The following is a 19,342-nucleotide window of genomic DNA, read 5'->3' on the forward strand; positions in this document are numbered from 1 at the left end:
GAGCACGACACCATGGCACAACACTGGCGAGCCGGCGCGGCCGGCCTGGCCGTCCTCGGCCTCACCCTCACGGCCTGCTCGGGGGCGAAGGTCGGCGACAGCACCTCCGCGGGCGCGAAGTCCTCGGGCGGCAAGTGCGGCACCTTCAACCTGGCCGTCAACCCGTGGGTGGGCTACGAGGCGGACGCGGCGGTCGTCGCGTACGTGGCGCAGCACGACCTCGGCTGTACGGTCCAGAAGAAGGACCTGAAGGAGGAGATCGCCTGGCAGGGCTTCGGGACCGGCGAGGTCGACGCCGTCCTGGAGAACTGGGGCCACGACGATCTGAAGAAGAAGTACATCACCGGCCAGAAGACGGCCGTGGAGGCGGGTTCGACCGGCAACAAGGGCGTCATCGGCTGGTTCGTTCCGCCGTGGCTGGCCAAGGCGCACCCGGACATCACCGACTGGAAGAACCTCGACAAGTACGCCGACAACTTCAAGACCTCCGAGTCGGGCGGCAAGGGCCAGCTGCTCGACGGCGACCCCTCCTACGTCACCAATGACGCGGCCCTGGTCAAGAATCTGAAGCTGAACTTCAAGGTGGTGTACGCGGGCAGCGAGACCGCGCTCATCCAGGCCTACCGGACGGCCGAGAAGAACAAGCAGTGGGTGATCGGCTACTTCTACGAGCCCCAGTGGTTCATGTCCGAGGTGCCCCTGGTGAAGGTCAACCTGCCCAGCTACACGACGGGTTGCGACGCCGACGCGGCGAAGGTGGCCTGCGACTATCCCGTGTACGACCTGGACAAGATCGTCAGCGCGCAGTTCGCCAAGTCGGGCAGTCCGGCATACAACCTGGTGAAGAACTTCCACTGGACCAACGACGACCAGAACACCGTCGCCAAGTACATCGCGGTGGACAAGATGTCGGACGACGCGGCGGCCAAGAAGTGGGTCGACGCGAACCGCGACAAGGTCGATGCCTGGCTGAAGTAGCACAGGTCGGAAAGGGCCGCTGAGGACGCCCGGCAGGCGGTGTGCACCTGTGCGCACCGCCTGCCGGGCGTTGCCGTCTTCCGGCCCGTTCTCCGATGTCACCGCCCCCTTGACACCCCTCCTGGCGGCGGGCACATTGAGTTGCGCAACCTGAATCGAGTTGCGCAGAAAGCAACTAGGCCGGTTTCAAGTTCGGAGGTTGGGCGATGGCGGGACCCCGAGTGGTGATCATCGGAGCGGGCGTCGTGGGAGCGGCCCTGGCGGACGAGATCTCCGCACGCGGCTGGACCGAGGTGACCGTGGTCGACCAGGGCCCCCTCCCGGCCACGGGCGGATCCAGCTCGCACGCTCCGGGCCTGGTCTTCCAGACGAACCCCTCGAAGACCATGACGGAGCTGGCGCGCTACACCGTCGAGAAGTTCTGCTCCCTCGACGTCGACGGCAAGCCCTGTTTCCTGCAGGTCGGCGGCCTGGAGGTGGCGACCACCGCCGAGCGCCTCGCCGAGCTGCACCGCCGGCACGGCTGGATCACCGCCTGGGGCATCGAGGCGCAGCTGCTGAGCCCCGACGAATGCGTGGAGCGGCACCCGTTGGTCGACCGGGACAAGATCCTCGGCGGCCTGTTCATCCCCACCGACGGTCTCGCCAAGGCCGTCCTCGCCGTCGAGGCCCAGATCCGCCGGGCCACCGAGCGCGGTGTGCGCTTCCTCGCCCGGCACGAGGTCCTCGGCATCCAGCAGAGCGAGGGCCGCGTCACCGGCGTGGTGACCGACCAGGGCGAGCTGCCCGCCGACATCGTCGTGTGCTGCGCCGGCATCTGGGGCCCGAAGATCGCCCGTATGGTCGGGATGAACCTGCCCCTCACCCCGCTCGCCCACCAGCTCGCCTGGACCGGGCCGGTCCCCGCCCTCGCAGGCCAGACCGAGGAGGCGGTCCGCCCGATCCTGCGCCACCAGGACGCCGACCTCTACTACCGCGACCGCTACGACGGCCTCGGCATCGGCTACTACGGCCACCGGCCCATGCCCGTCTCCGCCGACGACATCCTCTCCGTGGACGAGGCCGACCAGATGCCCTCCGTCCTGAAGTTCACGGAGGAGGACTTCGAGGACGCCTGGACCGAGACGCAGTCCCTGCTCCCTTCGACAGGCGAGGCCAAGGTCGAGGAGGGCATCAACGGCCTGTTCTCCTTCACCACCGACGGCTACCCGCTGCTCGGCGAGTCCCCGGACGTCAAGGGTTTCTGGGTCGCCGAGGCCGTGTGGGTCACCCACTCCGCGGGCGTCGGCCGGGCCGTCGCCGAGTGGCTGGTCGACGGCCACTGCTCCTCCTTCGACCTGCACGAGTGCGACGTCAACCGCTTCGAGCCGCACCAGCTGTCCCCGGAGTACGTCCTGGCCCGCGACTGCCAGAACTTCGTCGAGGTCTACGACATCCTCCACCCCCTCCAGCCGACCGGGAAGCCCCGCCCGATCCGCACCAGCCCCTTCTACGCCCGCCAGCAGGAACACGGCGCGTTCTTCCTGGAGGCGAACGGCTGGGAGCGCCCGCAGTGGTACGAGGCGAATGCCGGGCTGGTCGAGGGCCGTTCGATCCCCACCCCCAACGACTGGGCCGCACGCTACTGGTCGCCCATCGTCGGCGCCGAGGCCCAGGTCACCCGCGAGACGGTCGCGATGTACGACATGACGGCCCTCAAGCGCCTGGAGGTCAGCGGCCCCGGTGCCGCCGACTTCCTGGAAGGGCTGGTCACCGGCAAGGTCGCCAAGTCCGTCGGCTCGGTGACGTACACCCTGCTCCTGGACCGGGACGGCGGCATCCGCAGCGACATCACGGTGGCCCGCCTCGCCCGCGACCTCTTCCAGGTCGGCGCCAACGGCAACCTCGACCTCGACTGGTTCACCCGCCACCTGCCCGCCGACGGCACGGTCCAGGTCCGCGACATCACCGCCGGCACCTGCTGCATCGGCCTGTGGGGCCCGCTCGCCCGGGAGGTGCTGCAGCCCCTGACCGACGAGGACTTCTCGGGCGACGGCCTGAAGTACTTCCGCGCCAAGCGCGCCTACATCGGCAGCGTCCCGGTCACGGCGATGCGTCTGTCGTACGTCGGCGAGCTCGGCTGGGAGCTGTACACCACCGCCGACCAGGGCCAGAAGCTGTGGGACACCCTCTGGGCGGCCGCCCAGCCGCTCGGCGGCATCATCGCCGGCCGCGGCGCCTTCAACAGCCTCCGCCTGGAGAAGGGCTACCGCTCCTTCGGCACCGACATGACCTACGAGCACGACCCCTACGAGGCCGGCGTCGGCTTCGCCGTCAAGCTCGACAAGGGCGACTTCGTCGGCAAGGCCGCGCTGGAGCGCCGCAAGGCGGACGTACGGCGCAGGCTGTCCTGCCTCACCATCGCCGACCCGCAGGCCGTCGTCATGGGCAAGGAGCCGGTGTACGACGGTGACCGCGCCGTCGGGTACGTCACCAGCGCCGCCTACGGCTACACCGTCGGCAAGGGCATCGCCTACGCCTGGCTCCCGGCGGAGCTGGCCACCCCCGGCACCACGGTGCACATCGGCTACTTCGACCAGCGCATCGAGGCGGTCGTGGCCGAGGAGCCGCTGTTCGACCCGACCATGTCCCGCCTCCGTGGCTAGCCCAGGGGAAGGAACACCACCGGTGACCGCACAACTGCTTGACGGCAAGGCCACTGCCGCCGACATCCGGCGCGAACTCGCCGAACGTGTGGCCAAGTTGACCGCAACCACCGGCCGCCCGCCCGGCCTTGGCACCGTCCTGGTCGGCGACGACCCCGGCAGCCGCGCCTACGTCGCCGGAAAGCACCGCGACTGCGCACAGGTGGGCATCGCCTCCCTGCGCCGCGAACTGCCCGCCGACGCAAGCCGGCAGCAGGTCGAGGACGTCATCGACGAACTCAACGCCGACCCGGCCTGCACCGGCTACATCGTCCAGCTCCCGCTCCCGCGCCACCTGGACACCAACGCCGTCCTCGCCCGCATGGACCCCGCCAAGGACGCCGACGGACTGCACCCGGTCAACCTGGGCCGGCTCGTCCTCGGCGTCGACGCCCCGCTGCCCTGCACCCCACGCGGCATCGTGGAACTGCTGCGCCGCTACGACGTGCCGCTCGCCGGAGCGCGCGTGTGCGTCGTCGGCCGGGGCATCACCGTCGGACGGCCGATCGGACTGCTGCTCACCCGCCGCTCCGAGAACGCCACCGTCACCCTCTGCCACACCGGAACCAAGGGCCTGGCCTGGCACGTACGCGAGGCGGACATCGTCGTCGCGGCGGCCGGCTCGCCCGCACTGATCACCAAGGACATGCTGCGCCCCGGCGCGGCCGTCCTGGACGTCGGCATCACCCGCACCGAGCACGGACTCGTCGGCGACATCCACCCGGAGGCCGCCGAGGTCGCCGGATGGCTCGCACCGATGCCCGGGGGAGTGGGACCCATGACCCGGGCGATGCTGCTCGCCAACGTCGTCGAGGCCGCCGAGAGGAACGCGAACTCCGCATGAACGCGCTGAACACGCCCCTTGCCGAGCTGGACCCCGAGGTCCACGAAGCCCTCCGGGCCGAGCTGCACCGCCAGCAGTCCACCCTGGAGATGATCGCCTCCGAGAACTTCGCGCCCACCGCCGTGATGGAGGCGCAGGGCTCGGTCGCGACCAACAAGTACGCCGAGGGCTACCCCGGGCGCCGCTACTACGGCGGCTGCGAACACGTCGACGTCACCGAGCGGCTGGCGATCGAACGCATCAAGTCCCTGTTCGGCGCGGGCTTCGCCAACGTCCAGCCGCACTCGGGCGCCCAGGCCAACACCGCCGCCTTCTTCGCTCTGCTGAAGCCCGGCGACACCATCCTCGGGCTCGACCTCGCGCACGGCGGTCACCTCACCCACGGCATGCGCATCAACTACAGCGGCAAGATGCTCAATGTCGTGCCGTACCACGTCTCAGAGGCGGACAACCTCGTCGACATGGGCGAGGTGGAGCGGCTCGCCAAGGAACACCGCCCCAAGATGATCATCGCGGGCTGGTCGGCGTACCCGAGGCAGCTGGACTTCGCGGCCTTCCGCCGGATCGCCGACGAGGTCGGCGCCCTCCTCATGGTCGACATGGCGCACTTCGCGGGCCTGGTCGCCGCCGGACTGCACCCCAGCCCCGTCCCGCACGCCCATGTGGTCACCACCACCACGCACAAGACCCTCGGCGGTCCCCGTGGCGGCGTCATCCTCACCAACGACGCCGACCTCGCCAAGAAGATCAACTCGGCGGTGTTCCCCGGGATGCAGGGCGGCCCGCTGGAGCACGTCATCGCCGCGAAGGCGGTCTCCTTCAAGGTCGCCGCATCGCCCGAGTTCGCCGAGCGCCAGGCCCGGACCCTCGCCGGCGCCCGCATCCTCGCCGAGCGCCTGACCCGGCCCGACGCGGCCGCGGCCGGCGTGAAGGTCCTGACCGGCGGCACGGACGTCCACCTCGTCCTCGTGGACCTGAGGGACTCCGAACTCGACGGCAAGCACGCCGAGGACCTGCTGCACGAGATCGGCATCACCGTCAACCGCAACGCCGTCCCCTTCGACCCGCGCCCGCCCATGGTCACCTCCGGCCTGCGCATCGGCACGCCGGCGCTGGCCACCCGGGGCTTCACCGAGGCGGACTTCGCCGAGGTCGCCGACGTGATCGCGCTGGCCCTCCAGCCCGAGCCGGACGTGGCCGCGCTGCGCGCCCGCACCGCGGCGCTGGCCGCGAAGCACCCGCTCTATCCGCACCTTTCCGGCACCTCAGGAGACGCCCGATGAGCCCCCGCACCCCCGGCGCCGACCTCCCCGACCACCCGGACTGGCTCTGGCGCACCCCCGAGCCGAAGCGGTCGTACGACGTGGTGATCGTGGGCGGCGGCGGACACGGCCTGGCCACCGCCCACTACCTGGCGAAGAACCACGGCATCACCAACGTCGCCGTCCTGGAGAAGGGCTGGCTCGCGGGCGGCAACATGGCCCGCAACACCACGATCATCCGCTCCAACTACCTCTGGGACGAGAGCGCGGGCATCTACGAGCACGCGCTGAAGCTGTGGGAGGGGCTGGAGGAGGAGCTCGACTACCCGATCCTCTTCTCCCAGCGCGGTGTGCTGAACCTCGCCCACAGCCTGCAGGACGTCCGCGACAGCGTGCGCCGGGTCGAGGCCAACCGGCTCAACGGGGTCGACGCCGAGTGGCTCGACGCGCAAGCGGTCAAAGAGGTCTGCCCGATCGTCAACATCTCACCCGACGTGCGCTACCCGGTCCTCGGCGGCACCTACCAGCCGCGCGCCGGCATCGCCAAGCACGACTACGTCGCCTGGGGCTTCGCCCGCTCCGCGGACGCGGCCGGCATCGACATCATCCAGAACTGCGAGGTCACGGGGCTGGACGTGGTCGACGGCCGGGTGGTCGGCGTACAGACGAGCCTCGGTCCCATCGCCGCCGGCAAGGTGGCCCTGTGCTCGGCCGGCCACACCTCGGTCCTCGCCGCCATGGCGGGCATCGAACTCCCGCTCCAGAGCCACCCGTTGCAGGCCCTCGTCTCCGAGCTGCTGGAGCCGGTCCACCCCACGGTGGTCATGTCGAACGCCGTCCACGTGTACGTCAGCCAGGCGCACAAGGGCGAGCTGGTGATGGGCGCGGGCATCGACGCGTACAACTCGTACACGCAGCGCGGCGCGTTCCACATCATCGAGGAGCAGATGTCCGCCGCCCTGGAGCTCTTCCCGGTGTTCGCCCGCGCCCATGTGCTGCGCACCTGGGGCGGCATCGTCGACGTCAGCCCCGACGCCTCGCCCATCGTCGGCCTCACCCCGGTCGACAACCTCTACCTCAACTGCGGCTGGGGAACCGGCGGTTTCAAGGCGACGCCGGGCGTCGGCTGGGTGTACGCCCACACCATCGCGCACGACACCCCGCATGCCCTCAACGCCCCCTTCTCGCTCGACCGTTTCACCACCGGCGCGCTCGTCGACGAGCACGGCGCGGCCGCGGTGGCCCACTAGGGAGCCGAACCATGCTGCTGATCTCCTGCCCGTGGTGCGGGCCCCGCGACGAGGCCGAGTTCCACTACGGCGGCCAGGCCCACGTCCCCTACCCGGAGGACCCCGCCGCCCTCACCGACGAGGAGTGGGCCCGCTATCTCTTCTTCCGCGACAACCCGAAGGGTCCCTTCGCCGAACGCTGGAGCCACGCGGCGGGCTGCCGCAAGTGGTTCAACGCGGTGCGGGACACCTCGACCAACGAGATCCTGGCGGTGTACCGGGCGGGGGAGGAGCGCCCGGAGACGGTGGAGCCGCGTCCGGTGACGTCTCAGCCGCATCCGGTCACCTCCGAGCCGAGTCCGGCACCACCGGCGGGGCCGACGCGGGTCCAGGGGGCGGAGCCCCCGGCACGGCTCGCGAGCCAACCGCACCGCCTCGTCACCGGCGGCAGGATCGACCGCGAGACCCCCCTCACCTTCACCTTCGACGGCACCGAATACCAGGGCTACCGAGGCGACACCCTCGCCTCCGCCCTCCTCGCCAACGGCGTCATCCAAGCCGGCACCAGCATCAAACTCGGCCGCCCCAGAGGGATCTTCTCCGCCGGCGTCGAAGAACCCAACGCGGTCGTCCAGATCGAGGCCCCCTTCCCCGAGCCCATGCTCCCCGCCACGACCGTCGAGCTCTACGACGGCCTGGTCGCGAGCAGCCTCCCGGGTCAGGGCCGCCTCGCCACCGAACCGGACCCCGCCCGCTACGACGCCGTACACGCGCACTGCGACCTGCTGGTCGTCGGTGCCGGACCGGCCGGCCTGGCGGCCGCGGCGGCGGCAGCGAACAGCGGCGCCCGCGTCATCCTCGCCGACGACCAGCCGGAACCCGGCGGCAGCCTGCTCGGCGCCGGGGAACACCTGGACTGGGTGGCGGCGACGCGTGCCCGGCTCGAAGCCGCCCCCGAGGTGCGTGTCCTGCGCCGCACCACCGTCTTCGGCCACTACGACGACAACCACGTCCTCGCCGTCGAGCGCCGTACGAACCACCTCGGGGCCGACGCCCCGGCGAACGTCTCCCGTGAGCGGGTCTGGCGCATCCGTGCCCGGCGGGTCGTCCTCGCCACCGGTGCCCACGAGCGGTCGCTGGCGTTCGGCGACAACGACCGCCCCGGCGTGATGCTGGCGGCCTCGGCGCGGACGTACCTGCACCGGCACGCCGTCGTGCCGGGCCGGCACGCGGTGGTGTTCACCACCAACGACAGCGCCTACGCCGCCGCGCTCGACCTGGCGGCGGCCGGCGTGGACATCGCGGCGATCGTCGACGCCCGGCCCGAGCCGGGTCAGTGGGCCGAGCGCGCCCGGTCCGCCGGGATCGAGGTGCTGGCCGGCCACGCGGTCACCGGAACACAAGGCGCGCAGCGCCTCACCGCCGTGACGGTCGCCCCGTACGGGGAGTCCGCCGGACAGCGGGAGTTCGCCGTCGACCTGCTCCTGGTCTCCGGCGGCTGGAACCCGGTCGCGCACCTGTTCAGCCAGGCGGGCGGCAAGCTCCGCCACGACGACGTCCTCGGCACGTTCGTCCCCGACAGCTGCCGTCAGGCGGTCGAGGTCGCCGGCAGCGCGAACGGTGCCTTCGACCTCGCCACCGTCCTCGCGCAGGGCGCGGCAGCCGGCGCCCGCGCGATCGAGGCGGAGGGCTACACCGCCGAGGCACCCGCCCTTCCGGCCGTGGCCGCCCAGCCGCACACCCCGCCCATGCAGGTCTTCACCGTCCCGGCTGCCACCGGCGTCCCCCGGTTCGTCGACCTCCAGCGTGACGTCACCGTCGACGACCTGGCGCGGGCCACCGGGGCGGGTCTGCACTCGGTGGAGCACACCAAGCGCTACACCACGGCCGGTACCGCCAACGACCAGGGCAAGACGGGCGGTGTCCTGGCCAGCGGGGTGGTCGCCGAACTCCTCGGCGTGGACATCTCGGCGCTCGGCCTGCCCACCTTCCGGCCGCCGTACACCCCCGTCTCCTTCGCCGCCCTCGCGGGCCGGGACCGCGGCGCGCTGCACGACCCGATCCGCACGACCGCCCTGCACGGCTGGCACGTCGAGCACGGCGCCCTCTTCGAGAACGTCGGGCAGTGGAAGCGGCCCTGGTACTACCCGCAGGCCGGCGAGGACATGGAGACCGCCGTGCTGCGCGAGTGCCGTGCCGCCCGCGACAGCGTGGGCTTCATGGACGCCTCCACGCTCGGCAAGATCGACGTACAGGGCGCGGACGCCGGGCGCTTCCTCGACCTGCTCTACACCAACATGATGAGCACCCTGAAGGTCGGCATGATCCGCTACGGCGTGATGTGCCGCCCGGACGGGATGGTCTTCGACGACGGCACGGTCATCCGGCTCGCCCAGGACCGCTTCCTGGTCACCACCACGACCGGCAACGCGGCGGCCGTCCTGGACTGGATGGAGGAGTGGCTGCAGACCGAGTGGCCCGATCTGCGGGTGCACTGCACATCGGTCACCGAGCAGTGGGCCACCGTCGCCCTGGTCGGCCCGAAGTCCCGCGCGGTCCTCGGCGCACTGGCGCCTCGACTCGCCGTCGCCAACGACGACTTCCCGTTCATGGCCTGGCGCGAGACGACCGTCGCCGGCATCGACGCGCGCGTCTGCCGGATCAGCTTCTCCGGCGAACTCGCCTATGAGATCAATGTGTCCCCGTGGGACGCCCTCGCCCTGTGGGAAGCCGTGTACGAGGCGGGTGCCCCGTACGGCATCACCCCCTACGGCACCGAGACCATGCACGTCCTGCGCGCCGAGAAGGGCTACCCGATCATCGGCCAGGACACCGACGGCACGGTCACCCCGCAGGATCTCGGCATGAGCTGGGCGGTGTCCAAGAAGAAGCCCGACTTCATCGGCAAGCGCTCCTACGCCCGCGCCGACACCGTCCGCCCCGACCGCAAGCACCTGGTCGCCCTGCTTCCGGACGACTCCGGTGCCCTCCTCCCGGAGGGCACCCAGCTGGTCGCCGACAGCGAACTGCCGGCCCCGCCGGTGCCGATGCTCGGCCACGTCACCTCCAGCTACCGCAGCGCGGCGCTCGGCCGGACCTTCGCGCTCGCCCTGATCAAGGGCGGCCGGGACCGCATCGGCGACCGCCTCTACGCACCCGTCGGCGACCGGTTGCTCCCGGTGACCGTCGCCGGCCCCGTCCTCTACGACCCCGAGGGAGCCCGCCGCGATGGCTGACACCGCCCTGACCGCCCGGCAGCGCAGCCCGCTGGCGCATGCCGCCGACCGCCTGGCCGCCGCGACCCGCTCCTCCGGGGGCGCGGTCCGGCTGGCCGAAGTCCCCTTCCTGGCCCAGGTGAACGTCCGCCTCGACGCCAAGAGCCCGGCGGCGGACGCCGTGGGACTCGCCCTGGGGCTCCAACTGCCCCTGGAACCCGACGCCGTCGTCCGTGCGGGCGAGCTGACCGTGGTGTGGCTGGGCCCGGACGAATGGCTGGTGCTGGGACAGCCCGGTGCGGAGCGTGAGCTGGAGAGCCGCATCCGTGCGGCGGCGGGCGACGAGCACGTCTCGGTGACCGACGTCTCGGCGCAGCGCACCACCCTTCTGGTCACCGGCCCCCGCGCCCGTGACCTGCTCTCCCACGGCTGCTCGCTGGACCTCCACCCGAGCGCCTTCGGCCCCGGCCGCTGCGCCCAGACCACCCTGGCCCGCACCCAGGTCGTCCTCGTCGCCCGCGACGAGACCAGGGCCGGGTTCTGGATCCTGGTGCGCTCGTCCTTCGCGGGTTACCTGACGGACTGGCTGCTGGACGCGGCCGTGGAATACACCGAGGGAACTGCCTGACCGTTCCGGTCGACGCAGGAAGCGAGGCGGGCCGGTGAAGACACCGGCCCGCCTCGCTGTTCCTCGGCAGGCCCTGCACATCCCGGGTTCGCGAGTCAGGGGTGACTCAGCCCAGGTAACCCATCCGGTGGCTGATCTCCCGCGCGCCATGGAGCAGCGCCGGGGCGAGTTCGTGGAGGCGTTCCTCGGTGAATCGGTAGGCCGGCCCGGACGCGCTGAGGGCCGCGATGACCTCGCCGTCGCGGGCGCGGATCGGTGCCGCCATGGCGTGCAGGCCGATCTCCAGTTCCTCCAGCGTCACCGCGTAGCCGCGCTCGCGCGCCTCGGCGAGGTTCTTCTCCAGCTTCGTCCTGGCGGTCAGGGTGTGCGGCGTCAGCTTCTGCAACCCGGAGGCCGCCAGCACCTGGGCGCGCGCCGTCTCCGACAGGTGGGCCAGCAGGATCTTGCCGCTGGACGTGGCGTGGACCGGCGTGAGCTGTCCGACCCAGTTGTGCGTGCCGACCGCGCCGGGCCCGCGTACCTGGTAGAGGTTGACCGCGTAGTGCTCCTGGAGCACCGCGATGTTGACGGTCTCGCCGATCTCGTCTATGAGCCGCTCGCACACCGCCCGGCCCTGCTGGGTGACGTCGAGCCGGCCGGCGACCGCGCCCGCGAGGCGCACGATCCCGAAGCCCAGCCGGTATTTTCCCCGCTCGGCCGCCTGCTCGACCAGACCGCGCGCCTCCAGCGCGCCGAGCAGACGGAACGCGGTCGACTTGTGGACGTCGATCTCGGCGGCGACCTCGCTGACGCCCGCCTCGCCGCGCTGGGCGAGAATCTCCAGCACGCTGACCGCACGGTCGACGGACTGCACCCCGTTCACAGCGGGACCCGCTGTTTCGCCATTTGCAACGTAGTTGCTCATAGCGCAACTATACGCACTGAGGTCCCGGTGTCCCGGGTATACGGCGGAGGCGATGGGGCAGGGCGGCGTCCCCGTCCCGCGGCCCGGTCACGCCGGTATACCACGGCGTGGCCGCCCCCGTGGAGACCCCGGTCGCGGGTCACCGTGGGCCGGGAGGCTCGGGGCCGGACCGCGGCCATGCCCCTCCCGTCAGCGGAAGACGACCGTGCAGTTGCCGTTGACCAGCACACGGTTCTCGCTGTGCCACTCCACGGCGCGGGCGAGCACCTGTGCCTCGACGTCACGGCCGAGGGTGACCAGCTCGTCCGGGGCGTGCGAGTGGTTCACGCGGACGACGTCCTGCTCGATGATCGGGCCCTCGTCCAGGTCGGGTGTGACGTAGTGCGCCGTGGCCCCGACGAGCTTGACGCCGCGCCGGTGCGCCTGGACGTACGGCCGCGCCCCCTTGAAGCTCGGCAGGAAGGAGTGGTGGATGTTGATGGCCCTGCCGTCGAGCTCCTTGCACAGGTCGTCGGAGAGGATCTGCATGTACCGGGCGAGCACCACGAGGTCGATGTCCAGCTCGTCGACGAGCTGGAGCAGCCGGGCTTCTGCCTCCGCCTTGGTCTGCGGTGTCACCGGGACGTGGTGGAAGGGGATGCCGTAGTTCTGCGCCAGCGCCTCGAAGTCGCGGTGGTTGGAGACGATCGCCGGGATCTCGATGTTGAGCGCGCCCGTGGACTTGCGGAAGAGCAGGTCGTTCAGGCAGTGGCCGAACTTCGACACCATGATCAGCGTGCGGGTCGGGGTCGAGGCGTCGTGCAGCTTCCAGGTGATCCGGTACGCCTCGGCGACCGGGCCGAAACCGGTGCGCAGATCCTCCAGGGTCACTCCGGGGTCCGAGACGTCGAAATGCACCCGCATGAAGAAGCGGTCCTGAAGCCGGTCGTCGAACTGCTGGCTCTCCAGGATGTTGCCGGAGTGCGTGACGAGATAGGTGCTCACGGCGTGGACGAGACCGGCCCGGTCAGGGCAGGAAAGGGTGAGGACGAACTCGCGGCCGGGCTGCGGTCGAGGGGACATGACATCCTCCCTGGGTGCGCATTGCGCAACTATTTGAGTGATACGCAACATGGTCGGGTGTGGTGGCCGACAGGTCAAGGGTGGCGTTCTTATTGCGCATCAGGTTGCGTTATTTGCAACTCGCTCGTGGGCTCAAGGGCGGCCGAGGTGGCCGAGCCGGCTGGAGATCTTCTCCGCCGCGGCCCGTACCGTCGCGCCGACCTCCGGCAGTCTCTGTTCGGTCAGCCGGAAGGACGGTCCCGAGGCGCTGAGCGCGGCCACCACCTGCCCGGTGAAGGTGAACACCGGCGCGGCCACGGCGTTGAGGCCCGTTTCGAGTTCCCCGACGCTGTAGGCGCAGCCGTCGGTGCGGGCGCTCTTCGGCTGTGTCCGCAGGATGGCGATGTTGATGGCCTCGGCGACCTGTGCCGCCAGCTGCTCGCGCACCGGGCGGCTCTGCCGGGAGAGGTCCAGCCGTACGGTGGCGGCGCCGGCCAGGCGGATCAGACCGAGGCCGAGGCGGTACTTGCCGCGCTCCTCCGTCTGTTCGATGAGTCCGCGCAGTTCCAGTGCGGTGGCGAGCCGGGAGGCCGTCGACTTGTGCACGCCCAGCTCGGCGGCGATCTCGGTGACGCCCGCCTCGTCCTGGCGGCCCGGTAACTCAAGGATGGCCGTGGCGCGGTCGACCGACTGCACCGGGGATTCCGGCCGGTGGGAGGAGTCCGTGTGCCCGGACGGCCCGCGGCCGTCGCTCTCGTTGCTCATTACGCAACCTGCGTCTCTCAATATGAAATTTGTTTCACAATACGCAACATGATGAGGATGTCGTGAAGTGTCGTCAAGGACTTCCGTCCCGTGCCTTGACGGCGGCGCGCGATCGATGTTCCGTTGCGTATGCAGAAATGCGTTTTGCTAAGCGCAACCGAGAGTTGAGATGTGAGCCGCTGAAACGGCCCCACAGTCCCCCACTCCGGGAGGTCGGATGTCCATTCGTGCCGTCGACGAGGCGCCACTGAACAAGTTCCATCGAAAACTCACCTGGGCCTGCGCGGGCGGCCCGTTCCTGGACGGCTATCTGCTCAGCATCATCGGCGTCGCGCTGGTCGGCATGAGCGGCGAGCTGCACCTGACCACGGGGGACGAGAGCCTCATCGGTGCCGCCGCGCTGGTCGGCATCTTCGTGGGCGGCCTGTTCTTCGGGGCCGTCACCGACAAGCTCGGCCGCGAGGCGATGTACACCATCGACCTGGCGGTCCTGGTCGGCGTATCGGTGCTGTCGGTGTTCGCCACCGAGGCCTGGCAGCTGGTCGTGCTGCGCTTCGTACTCGGCATCGCCATCGGCGCCGACTATCCGATCGCGACGTCCCTGCTGGCCGAATGGGTGCCGAACCGGCATCGGGGCCGACTGCTCGGCATCCTCATCCTCGCCTGGTACGTCGGCGCTGCCGCGGCCTACACGATCGGCTACGTGATGGCGGAGATCGGCGGCCATGGCACCTGGCGGTGGATGCTCGCCTCGGGCGCCGTGCTGAGCGCTCTGATCCTGATGATGCGGATCGGTACGCCCGAGTCGCCGCTGTGGCTGGTCAGCAAGGGCCGCACCGCCGACGCGCAGAAGGCGATCGAACGGGCCATCGGACGCACGGTGTCGATCGAGGACCTGCTCGCCGCCTCGGCGGCCGAGCAGGCGGTGGAACAGAGCCGCTTCCGCGATCTGTTCCAGGGGGTCTATCTGCGGCGGACTCTCTTCTGCGGGCTGTTCTACATGTGTCAGATCACGCCGATGTTCGCCCTGTACACCTTCGGCCCCACCATCCTCGGCTCCTTCGGGCTCAGTGAGGGCAACGGCAGCAATCTGGGCTCGGCGCTGATCAGCGTGGTGTTCGTGCTGGGCTGTATCCCCGCGCTGCGCATGGTGGACCGGGTGGGACGCCGTCCCGTCATGGTGTGGTCGTTCGCCCTGATGGTGATTCCGCTCGCGGTGCTCGGTGGCGGCAACGCCCTCCCCGTGGCGGTGGTCATCCTGTGCTTCTGCGCCTATGCCCTCTTCTCGGGCGGTCCCACGGTGCTGGAGTGGACGTATCCCAACGAGCTGTTCCCCACCGGTATCCGGGCCACCGCGGGTGGTGTGGCCACCTCGATCAGCCGCATCGGGGCCGCGGCGGGCACCTATCTGCTGCCGGTCTCCCTGGACAGGCTGGGCATCGGCCCGACCATGCTGATCGGCGCCGGCATCACCCTGGTGGGGTTGCTGGTGTCCGTGGCATGGGCCGAGGAGACGCGAGGGCTCACGCTGGCCGAGGCCAGTGCGATGCCCGGCCGGTCCCGGTCCGCGGCGGCCGGCGGGGACCGTCGCGACGACCTGCGGGAGAGCGGCGCCGAGCGCAGCTGACGGCACGCGCGACCGAACCTGACGACACACGCGGCCGGCCGGCCCCTCGGGGGGCCGGCCGGCCGCGTGTCGTGCCGGGACGTCCGGTCAGGGGCGCTGAAGTCCGCGTGTCCGACCTCTTGACAGGTGTCGCCCCTGGAGCAGACAGTTTGAGCGTTGCTTATAGCGATGCGCAGTGCGTAATGCGCAACAAGCGAGCGACTGGCCGGATCGGCCGCGCACAGCGAAGTCCACCCTCTCCCTCCGTCGATCACTGCGGGGGAGCGATCGACGTCCCGCAGTCCCGAACATCGCGCCGAAGCCGCCTTCGGCAGTCCCCTCAGCGAGGAGAAGCACGTGGCACACGAGGTACGCGCCGTCGTCGCCCGGAAGAAGGGCGCCCCGGTGTCGGTGGAGACAGTCCTGGTGCCGGACCCCGGCCCGGGCGAGGCGCTGGTGCAGGTGCAGGCCTGCGGCGTCTGCCACACCGATCTGCACTACCGCGAAGGCGGGATCGGCGACGAGTTCCCGTTCCTGCTCGGCCATGAGGCGGCCGGTGTCGTCGAGTCGGTCGGCGAGGGCGTCACCGAGGTCGCGCCCGGCGACTTCGTCGTCCTCAACTGGCGTGCCGTCTGCGGCACTTGCCGGTCCTGTCGCAAGGGCAAGCCGTGGTACTGCTTCGCCACGCACAACGCCACCCAGTCGATGACCCTGACTGGGGGCACCTCCCGGACGAAGTCTGGGGGAGGCAGCGAGCTGACCCCGGCCCTCGGTATCGGAGCCTTCGCCGAGAAGACCCTTGTCGCGGCCGGCCAGTGCACCAAGGTGGACCCGACCGCATCGGCCGCCGCGGCGGGGCTGCTCGGCTGCGGCGTGATGGCCGGATTCGGCGCCGCGGTCCACACCGGCGGCGTCGGCCGCGGCGACTCGATCGCGGTCATCGGCTGCGGCGGCGTCGGCATGGCCGCCATCGCGGGCGCCAAGGTCGCCGGCGCCGGCCGGATCATCGCCGTGGACGTCGACGAGCGGAAGCTGAAGCGGGCCGAGGAGTTCGGCGCCACCGACACCGTCCACTCAGGCAGGACCGACGCCGTCGAGGCCATCCGCTCCCTCACAGGCGGCTTCGGCGCCGATGTCGTCGTGGACGCGGTCGGCCGCCCCGAGACCTACCGGCAGGCCTTCTACGCCCGGGACCTCGCCGGCACCGCCGTCCTGGTCGGCGTGCCCACTCCGGAGCTGACCGTCGAGCTGCCCCTGCTGGACGTCTTCGGCCGCGGCGGGGCGCTGAAGTCGTCCTGGTACGGCGACTGCCTGCCCTCCCGCGACTTCCCGGCCCTCATCGACCTGTACCTGCAAGGCCGCTTCGACCTCGACGGCTTCGTCAGCGAGACCATCGCCCTGGACGAGGTGGAGTCGGCGTTCGACCGGATGCACCGCGGTGAAGTCCTGCGCTCGGTGGTGGTCCTGTGACCGCACGGACCGAGCACCTGGTCACCTCCGGCACCTGCCAACTGGACGGCGGCAGCCGGCAGGCGGACAACAACGTCCGGCTGATCGGCGACGACCGGAAGGTCCTGGCCGTCGACGCCGCCCACGACGACGCCCCCGCCGAACTCACCGCCCCCGAAACCCCGGTGGAGATCGAGTACTTCGGCGCCAAGGTGCCGGCCGTCACCGCGGCCGAGCCCCTGTTCGACCCCGAGATGACGCGCATCCGGCGCTGAAACGGCCACCACCCCCACCGATCCACCACCGGCACGACTCCCAGGAGATGGACAGATGGCCTCTTCGTACGACGTGATCGTCGTCGGCCTGGGCGGGATGGGCAGCGCGGCCGCCTGTCACCTCGCCGCCCGCGGCCTGCGTGTGCTCGGCCTGGAACGCTTCGGTCCGGCCCACAACCGCGGCTCCAGCCACGGCGGTTCCCGCATCTACCGCCAGGCCTACTTCGAGGACCCGGCCTATGTGCCCCTGCTGCTGCGCGCCCACGAACTGTGGGAGAAGCTGGCCATCGACTCCGGGCGCGAGGTCTTCACCGAGACCGGCGGTCTCATGATCGGCCGCGAGGACAGCGCGGCCTTCGCCGGCACCCTGAACAGCGCCCGCCAGTGGGGCCTGGACCACGAGGTGCTCGACGCCGCCGGCATCCGGCGCCGATTCCCCACCTTCAACCCGGCCGCCGAGGACGTCGCCTTCTACGAGCGCAAGGCCGGCATCGCCCGGCCCGAGGCGACGGTCACCGCGCACCTGGATCTCGCCCGGGCCCACGGCGCCGAACTGCACTTCGCCGAGCTGGTCCTCGGCTGGGAGGCCGACGGGCCGGGAGGCAAGGCCTGGGTGGTCACCGACCGCGGCGCCTACACCGCCGACCGGCTCGTCTTCGCCCCCGGGGCCTGGGCGTCGAAGCTGCTGCCCGGCCTCGGTGTGACGGTGACGGTGGAACGCCAGGTCATGTACTGGTTCCAGCCCGAGGGCGGCACCGGCCCGTTCGCCGCCGACCGGCACCCCGTCTACATCTGGGAGGACCCCGACGGCACCCAGATCTACGGCTTCCCCTCCCTCGACGGCCCCGACGGCGGCGCCAAGGTCGCCTTCTTCCGCAAGGGCGTCCCCAGCGACCCCGAGACCCTCGACCGGCAGATCCACCCGGACGAGATCGAGGCCATGGCCGCGCATCTGCGCACCCGTATCCCCACCCTGCCCGGCCGCTTCCTCAAGGCCGCGGCCTGCATGTACAGCAACACCCCGGACGAGCACTTCGTCCTCGCCCGGCACCCCGAGCACCCGCAGGTGACGGTGGCCTGCGGATTCTCCGGCCACGGGTTCAAGTTCGTGCCCGTGATCGGCGAGATCATCGCCGACCTGGCCATCGACGGCACCACCGATCACCCCATCGCCCTCTTCGACCCGCGCCGCGTGCGCGTCCGCCCCCTTCCGAGGTGACACCGATGACCACGACCGATCTGCCCCCGAGCCTGATCGCCACCCTCTCCGGCGAGTACTACACCGACCCCGCCGTCTTCGCCCTGGAGCAGGAGCGCGTCTTCGAGACCATGTGGTTCTGCGTGGCCCGTGCCTCGGAGCTGGCCGAGCCCGGCCAGTTCCGCACCTGCCAGGTGGGCCGTGAGAGCGTGCTGGTCTCCCGCTCCCGGGACGGCTCGATCAAGGCCTTCCTGAACATCTGCCGGCACCGCGGCGCCAAGCTGTGCACCGAGGAGTCCGGCGAGGTCAAGCGTGCCTTCCAGTGCCCGTACCACGCCTGGACGTACGGCCTGGACGGCAAGCTGGTCGCCGCGCCCAACCTGACCTCGATGCCGGACATCGACCGCACCGCGTACGGCCTGGTCAACGTCCATGTCCGGGAGTGGCTGGGCTATGTGTGGGTGTGCCTGGCCGACAACCCGCCGTCCTTCGAGGAGGACGTGATCGGGGCCGTCGTCGAGCGGCTCGGCGACGTCGAGTCGATCGAGCGCTACGGCATCGAGAACCTCTCGGTGGGCCGGCGGATCACCTACGACGTGAAGGCCAACTGGAAGCTCATCATCGAGAACTTCATGGAGTGCTACCACTGCGCCACGATCCACCCCGAACTCACCGAGGTCCTTCCGGAGTTCGCCGACGGCTACGCGGCGCAGTACTACGTCGGCCACGGCGCGGAGTTCGGTGAGGAGGTCAAGGGCTTCACCGTGGACGGCTCCGAGGGCCTGGACCGCATTCCCGGGGTCGCCGAGGACCAGGACCGCCGCTACTACGCCATCACCGTCAAGCCGCAGGTCTTCATCAACCTCGTGCCCGACCACGTGATCTTCCACCGGATGTACCCCCTCGCGGCGGACCACACCATCGTGGAGTGCGACTGGCTGTACCTGCCGCACGTCGTGGAGAGCGGCAAGGACGTGGACCGCTCGGTGGAACTCTTCCACCGCGTCAACCAGCAGGACTTCGACGCCTGTGAGCGCACCCAGCCGGGCATGAGCTCACGGCTCTACGCCAAGGGCGGTGTCCTGGTGCCCAGCGAGCACCACATCGGCGAGTTCCACACCTGGCTGCAGGACAAGCTCGGCGTACGCCCCCTCGGCTGACCCTGCCCGCCCCGGTACCGCCCGTCCACCTGCCGCACGGCCCCTCCGGCGGGTGGACGGGCCATTCGGCCGTACGCCCCGGCCCCGCACCGCCCGGGGCCACC

The 19,342-nt window shown here is 70.7% G+C and carries 15 protein-coding genes; 12 read left to right on the forward strand and 3 right to left on the reverse strand.

The features are described 5' to 3' along the window. The first annotated feature begins 12 nt into the window (after nt 1-12). The 7 genes from O1G22_RS39810 (at nt 13) to O1G22_RS39840 (ending at nt 10,840) form a co-directional block, all read left to right on the forward strand. Nucleotides 13-978 (forward strand): ABC transporter substrate-binding protein, encoded by a 966-nt coding sequence (locus O1G22_RS39810; protein WP_270085766.1) that lies wholly within the window; start codon nt 13-15, stop codon nt 976-978. 206 nt (nt 979-1,184) lie between these two features. After that, on the forward strand, nt 1,185-3,623 hold the full coding sequence (locus O1G22_RS39815) for a GcvT family protein (protein ID WP_270085767.1): 2,439 nt from the start codon (nt 1,185-1,187) through the stop codon (nt 3,621-3,623). A gap of 22 nt (nt 3,624-3,645) precedes the next feature. Then, nucleotides 3,646-4,506 (forward strand): bifunctional methylenetetrahydrofolate dehydrogenase/methenyltetrahydrofolate cyclohydrolase, encoded by an 861-nt coding sequence (locus O1G22_RS39820; protein WP_270085768.1) that lies wholly within the window; start codon nt 3,646-3,648, stop codon nt 4,504-4,506. Beyond that, the gene (gene glyA, locus O1G22_RS39825; RefSeq protein WP_270085769.1) at nt 4,503-5,789 is read left to right on the forward strand and encodes a serine hydroxymethyltransferase; all 1,287 of its coding nucleotides are present in this window, start codon (nt 4,503-4,505) and stop codon (nt 5,787-5,789) included. Before O1G22_RS39820 ends, glyA begins: the two co-directional genes overlap by 4 nt. Then, complete coding sequence (locus O1G22_RS39830) at nt 5,786-7,018, forward strand: sarcosine oxidase subunit beta family protein (RefSeq protein WP_225094650.1); 1,233 nt, start codon at nt 5,786-5,788, stop codon at nt 7,016-7,018. The genes glyA and O1G22_RS39830 overlap by 4 nt, the downstream gene beginning before the upstream one ends. Nucleotides 7,019-7,029: 11 nt before the next feature. Continuing rightward, nucleotides 7,030-10,233 (forward strand): sarcosine oxidase subunit delta family protein, encoded by a 3,204-nt coding sequence (locus O1G22_RS39835; protein ID WP_270085770.1) that lies wholly within the window; start codon nt 7,030-7,032, stop codon nt 10,231-10,233. After that, nucleotides 10,226-10,840, forward strand: a complete 615-nt coding sequence (locus tag O1G22_RS39840; RefSeq protein WP_270085771.1) for a sarcosine oxidase subunit gamma — start codon at nt 10,226-10,228, stop codon at nt 10,838-10,840. The genes O1G22_RS39835 and O1G22_RS39840 overlap by 8 nt, the downstream gene beginning before the upstream one ends. A 106-nt stretch (nt 10,841-10,946) precedes the next feature. On the opposite strand, the gene O1G22_RS39845 is transcribed toward O1G22_RS39840, so the two are convergent. The 3 genes from O1G22_RS39845 to O1G22_RS39855 form a co-directional block, all read right to left on the reverse strand. Next, nucleotides 10,947-11,744 (reverse strand): IclR family transcriptional regulator, encoded by a 798-nt coding sequence (locus tag O1G22_RS39845; protein ID WP_270085772.1) that lies wholly within the window; start codon nt 11,742-11,744, stop codon nt 10,947-10,949. A 189-nt stretch (nt 11,745-11,933) separates the two neighbouring features. After that, nucleotides 11,934-12,806: a formyltetrahydrofolate deformylase gene (purU, locus tag O1G22_RS39850; protein ID WP_270085773.1), complete on the reverse strand. Its 873-nt coding sequence runs from the start codon at nt 12,804-12,806 to the stop codon at nt 11,934-11,936. Nucleotides 12,807-12,938: 132 nt separating this feature from the next. Then, nucleotides 12,939-13,550: an IclR family transcriptional regulator gene (locus O1G22_RS39855; protein WP_270085774.1), complete on the reverse strand. Its 612-nt coding sequence runs from the start codon at nt 13,548-13,550 to the stop codon at nt 12,939-12,941. Between the two features lie 217 nt (nt 13,551-13,767). Here O1G22_RS39855 and O1G22_RS39860 point away from each other — a divergent pair, with 217 nt between their 5' ends. From O1G22_RS39860 to O1G22_RS39880, 5 genes are all read left to right on the forward strand, one after another. Continuing rightward, nucleotides 13,768-15,177 (forward strand): MFS transporter, encoded by a 1,410-nt coding sequence (locus O1G22_RS39860; protein ID WP_270085775.1) that lies wholly within the window; start codon nt 13,768-13,770, stop codon nt 15,175-15,177. A 336-nt stretch (nt 15,178-15,513) separates the two neighbouring features. Continuing rightward, nucleotides 15,514-16,626 carry an S-(hydroxymethyl)mycothiol dehydrogenase gene (locus tag O1G22_RS39865; protein ID WP_270085776.1) on the forward strand — a complete coding sequence of 371 codons (1,113 nt, stop codon included), beginning with the start codon at nt 15,514-15,516 and terminating at the stop codon, nt 16,624-16,626. Continuing rightward, nucleotides 16,623-16,880, forward strand: coding sequence for a hypothetical protein (locus tag O1G22_RS45010; RefSeq protein WP_428986452.1), 258 nt, complete (start codon nt 16,623-16,625; stop codon nt 16,878-16,880). The genes O1G22_RS39865 and O1G22_RS45010 overlap by 4 nt, the downstream gene beginning before the upstream one ends. A gap of 55 nt (nt 16,881-16,935) precedes the next feature. Next, entirely contained in the window at nt 16,936-18,099 is a 1,164-nt protein-coding gene (solA, locus tag O1G22_RS39875; RefSeq protein WP_270085777.1) for an N-methyl-L-tryptophan oxidase, read from the forward strand. 5 nt (nt 18,100-18,104) lie between these two features. Next, entirely contained in the window at nt 18,105-19,238 is a 1,134-nt protein-coding gene (locus O1G22_RS39880; RefSeq protein ID WP_270085778.1) for an aromatic ring-hydroxylating oxygenase subunit alpha, read from the forward strand. Nucleotides 19,239-19,342: the final 104 nt, after the last annotated feature.

Origin of the sequence: Streptomyces camelliae, assembly GCF_027625935.1 — a bacterium.
Classification (GTDB): Bacteria; Actinomycetota; Actinomycetes; order Streptomycetales; family Streptomycetaceae; genus Streptomyces; species Streptomyces camelliae.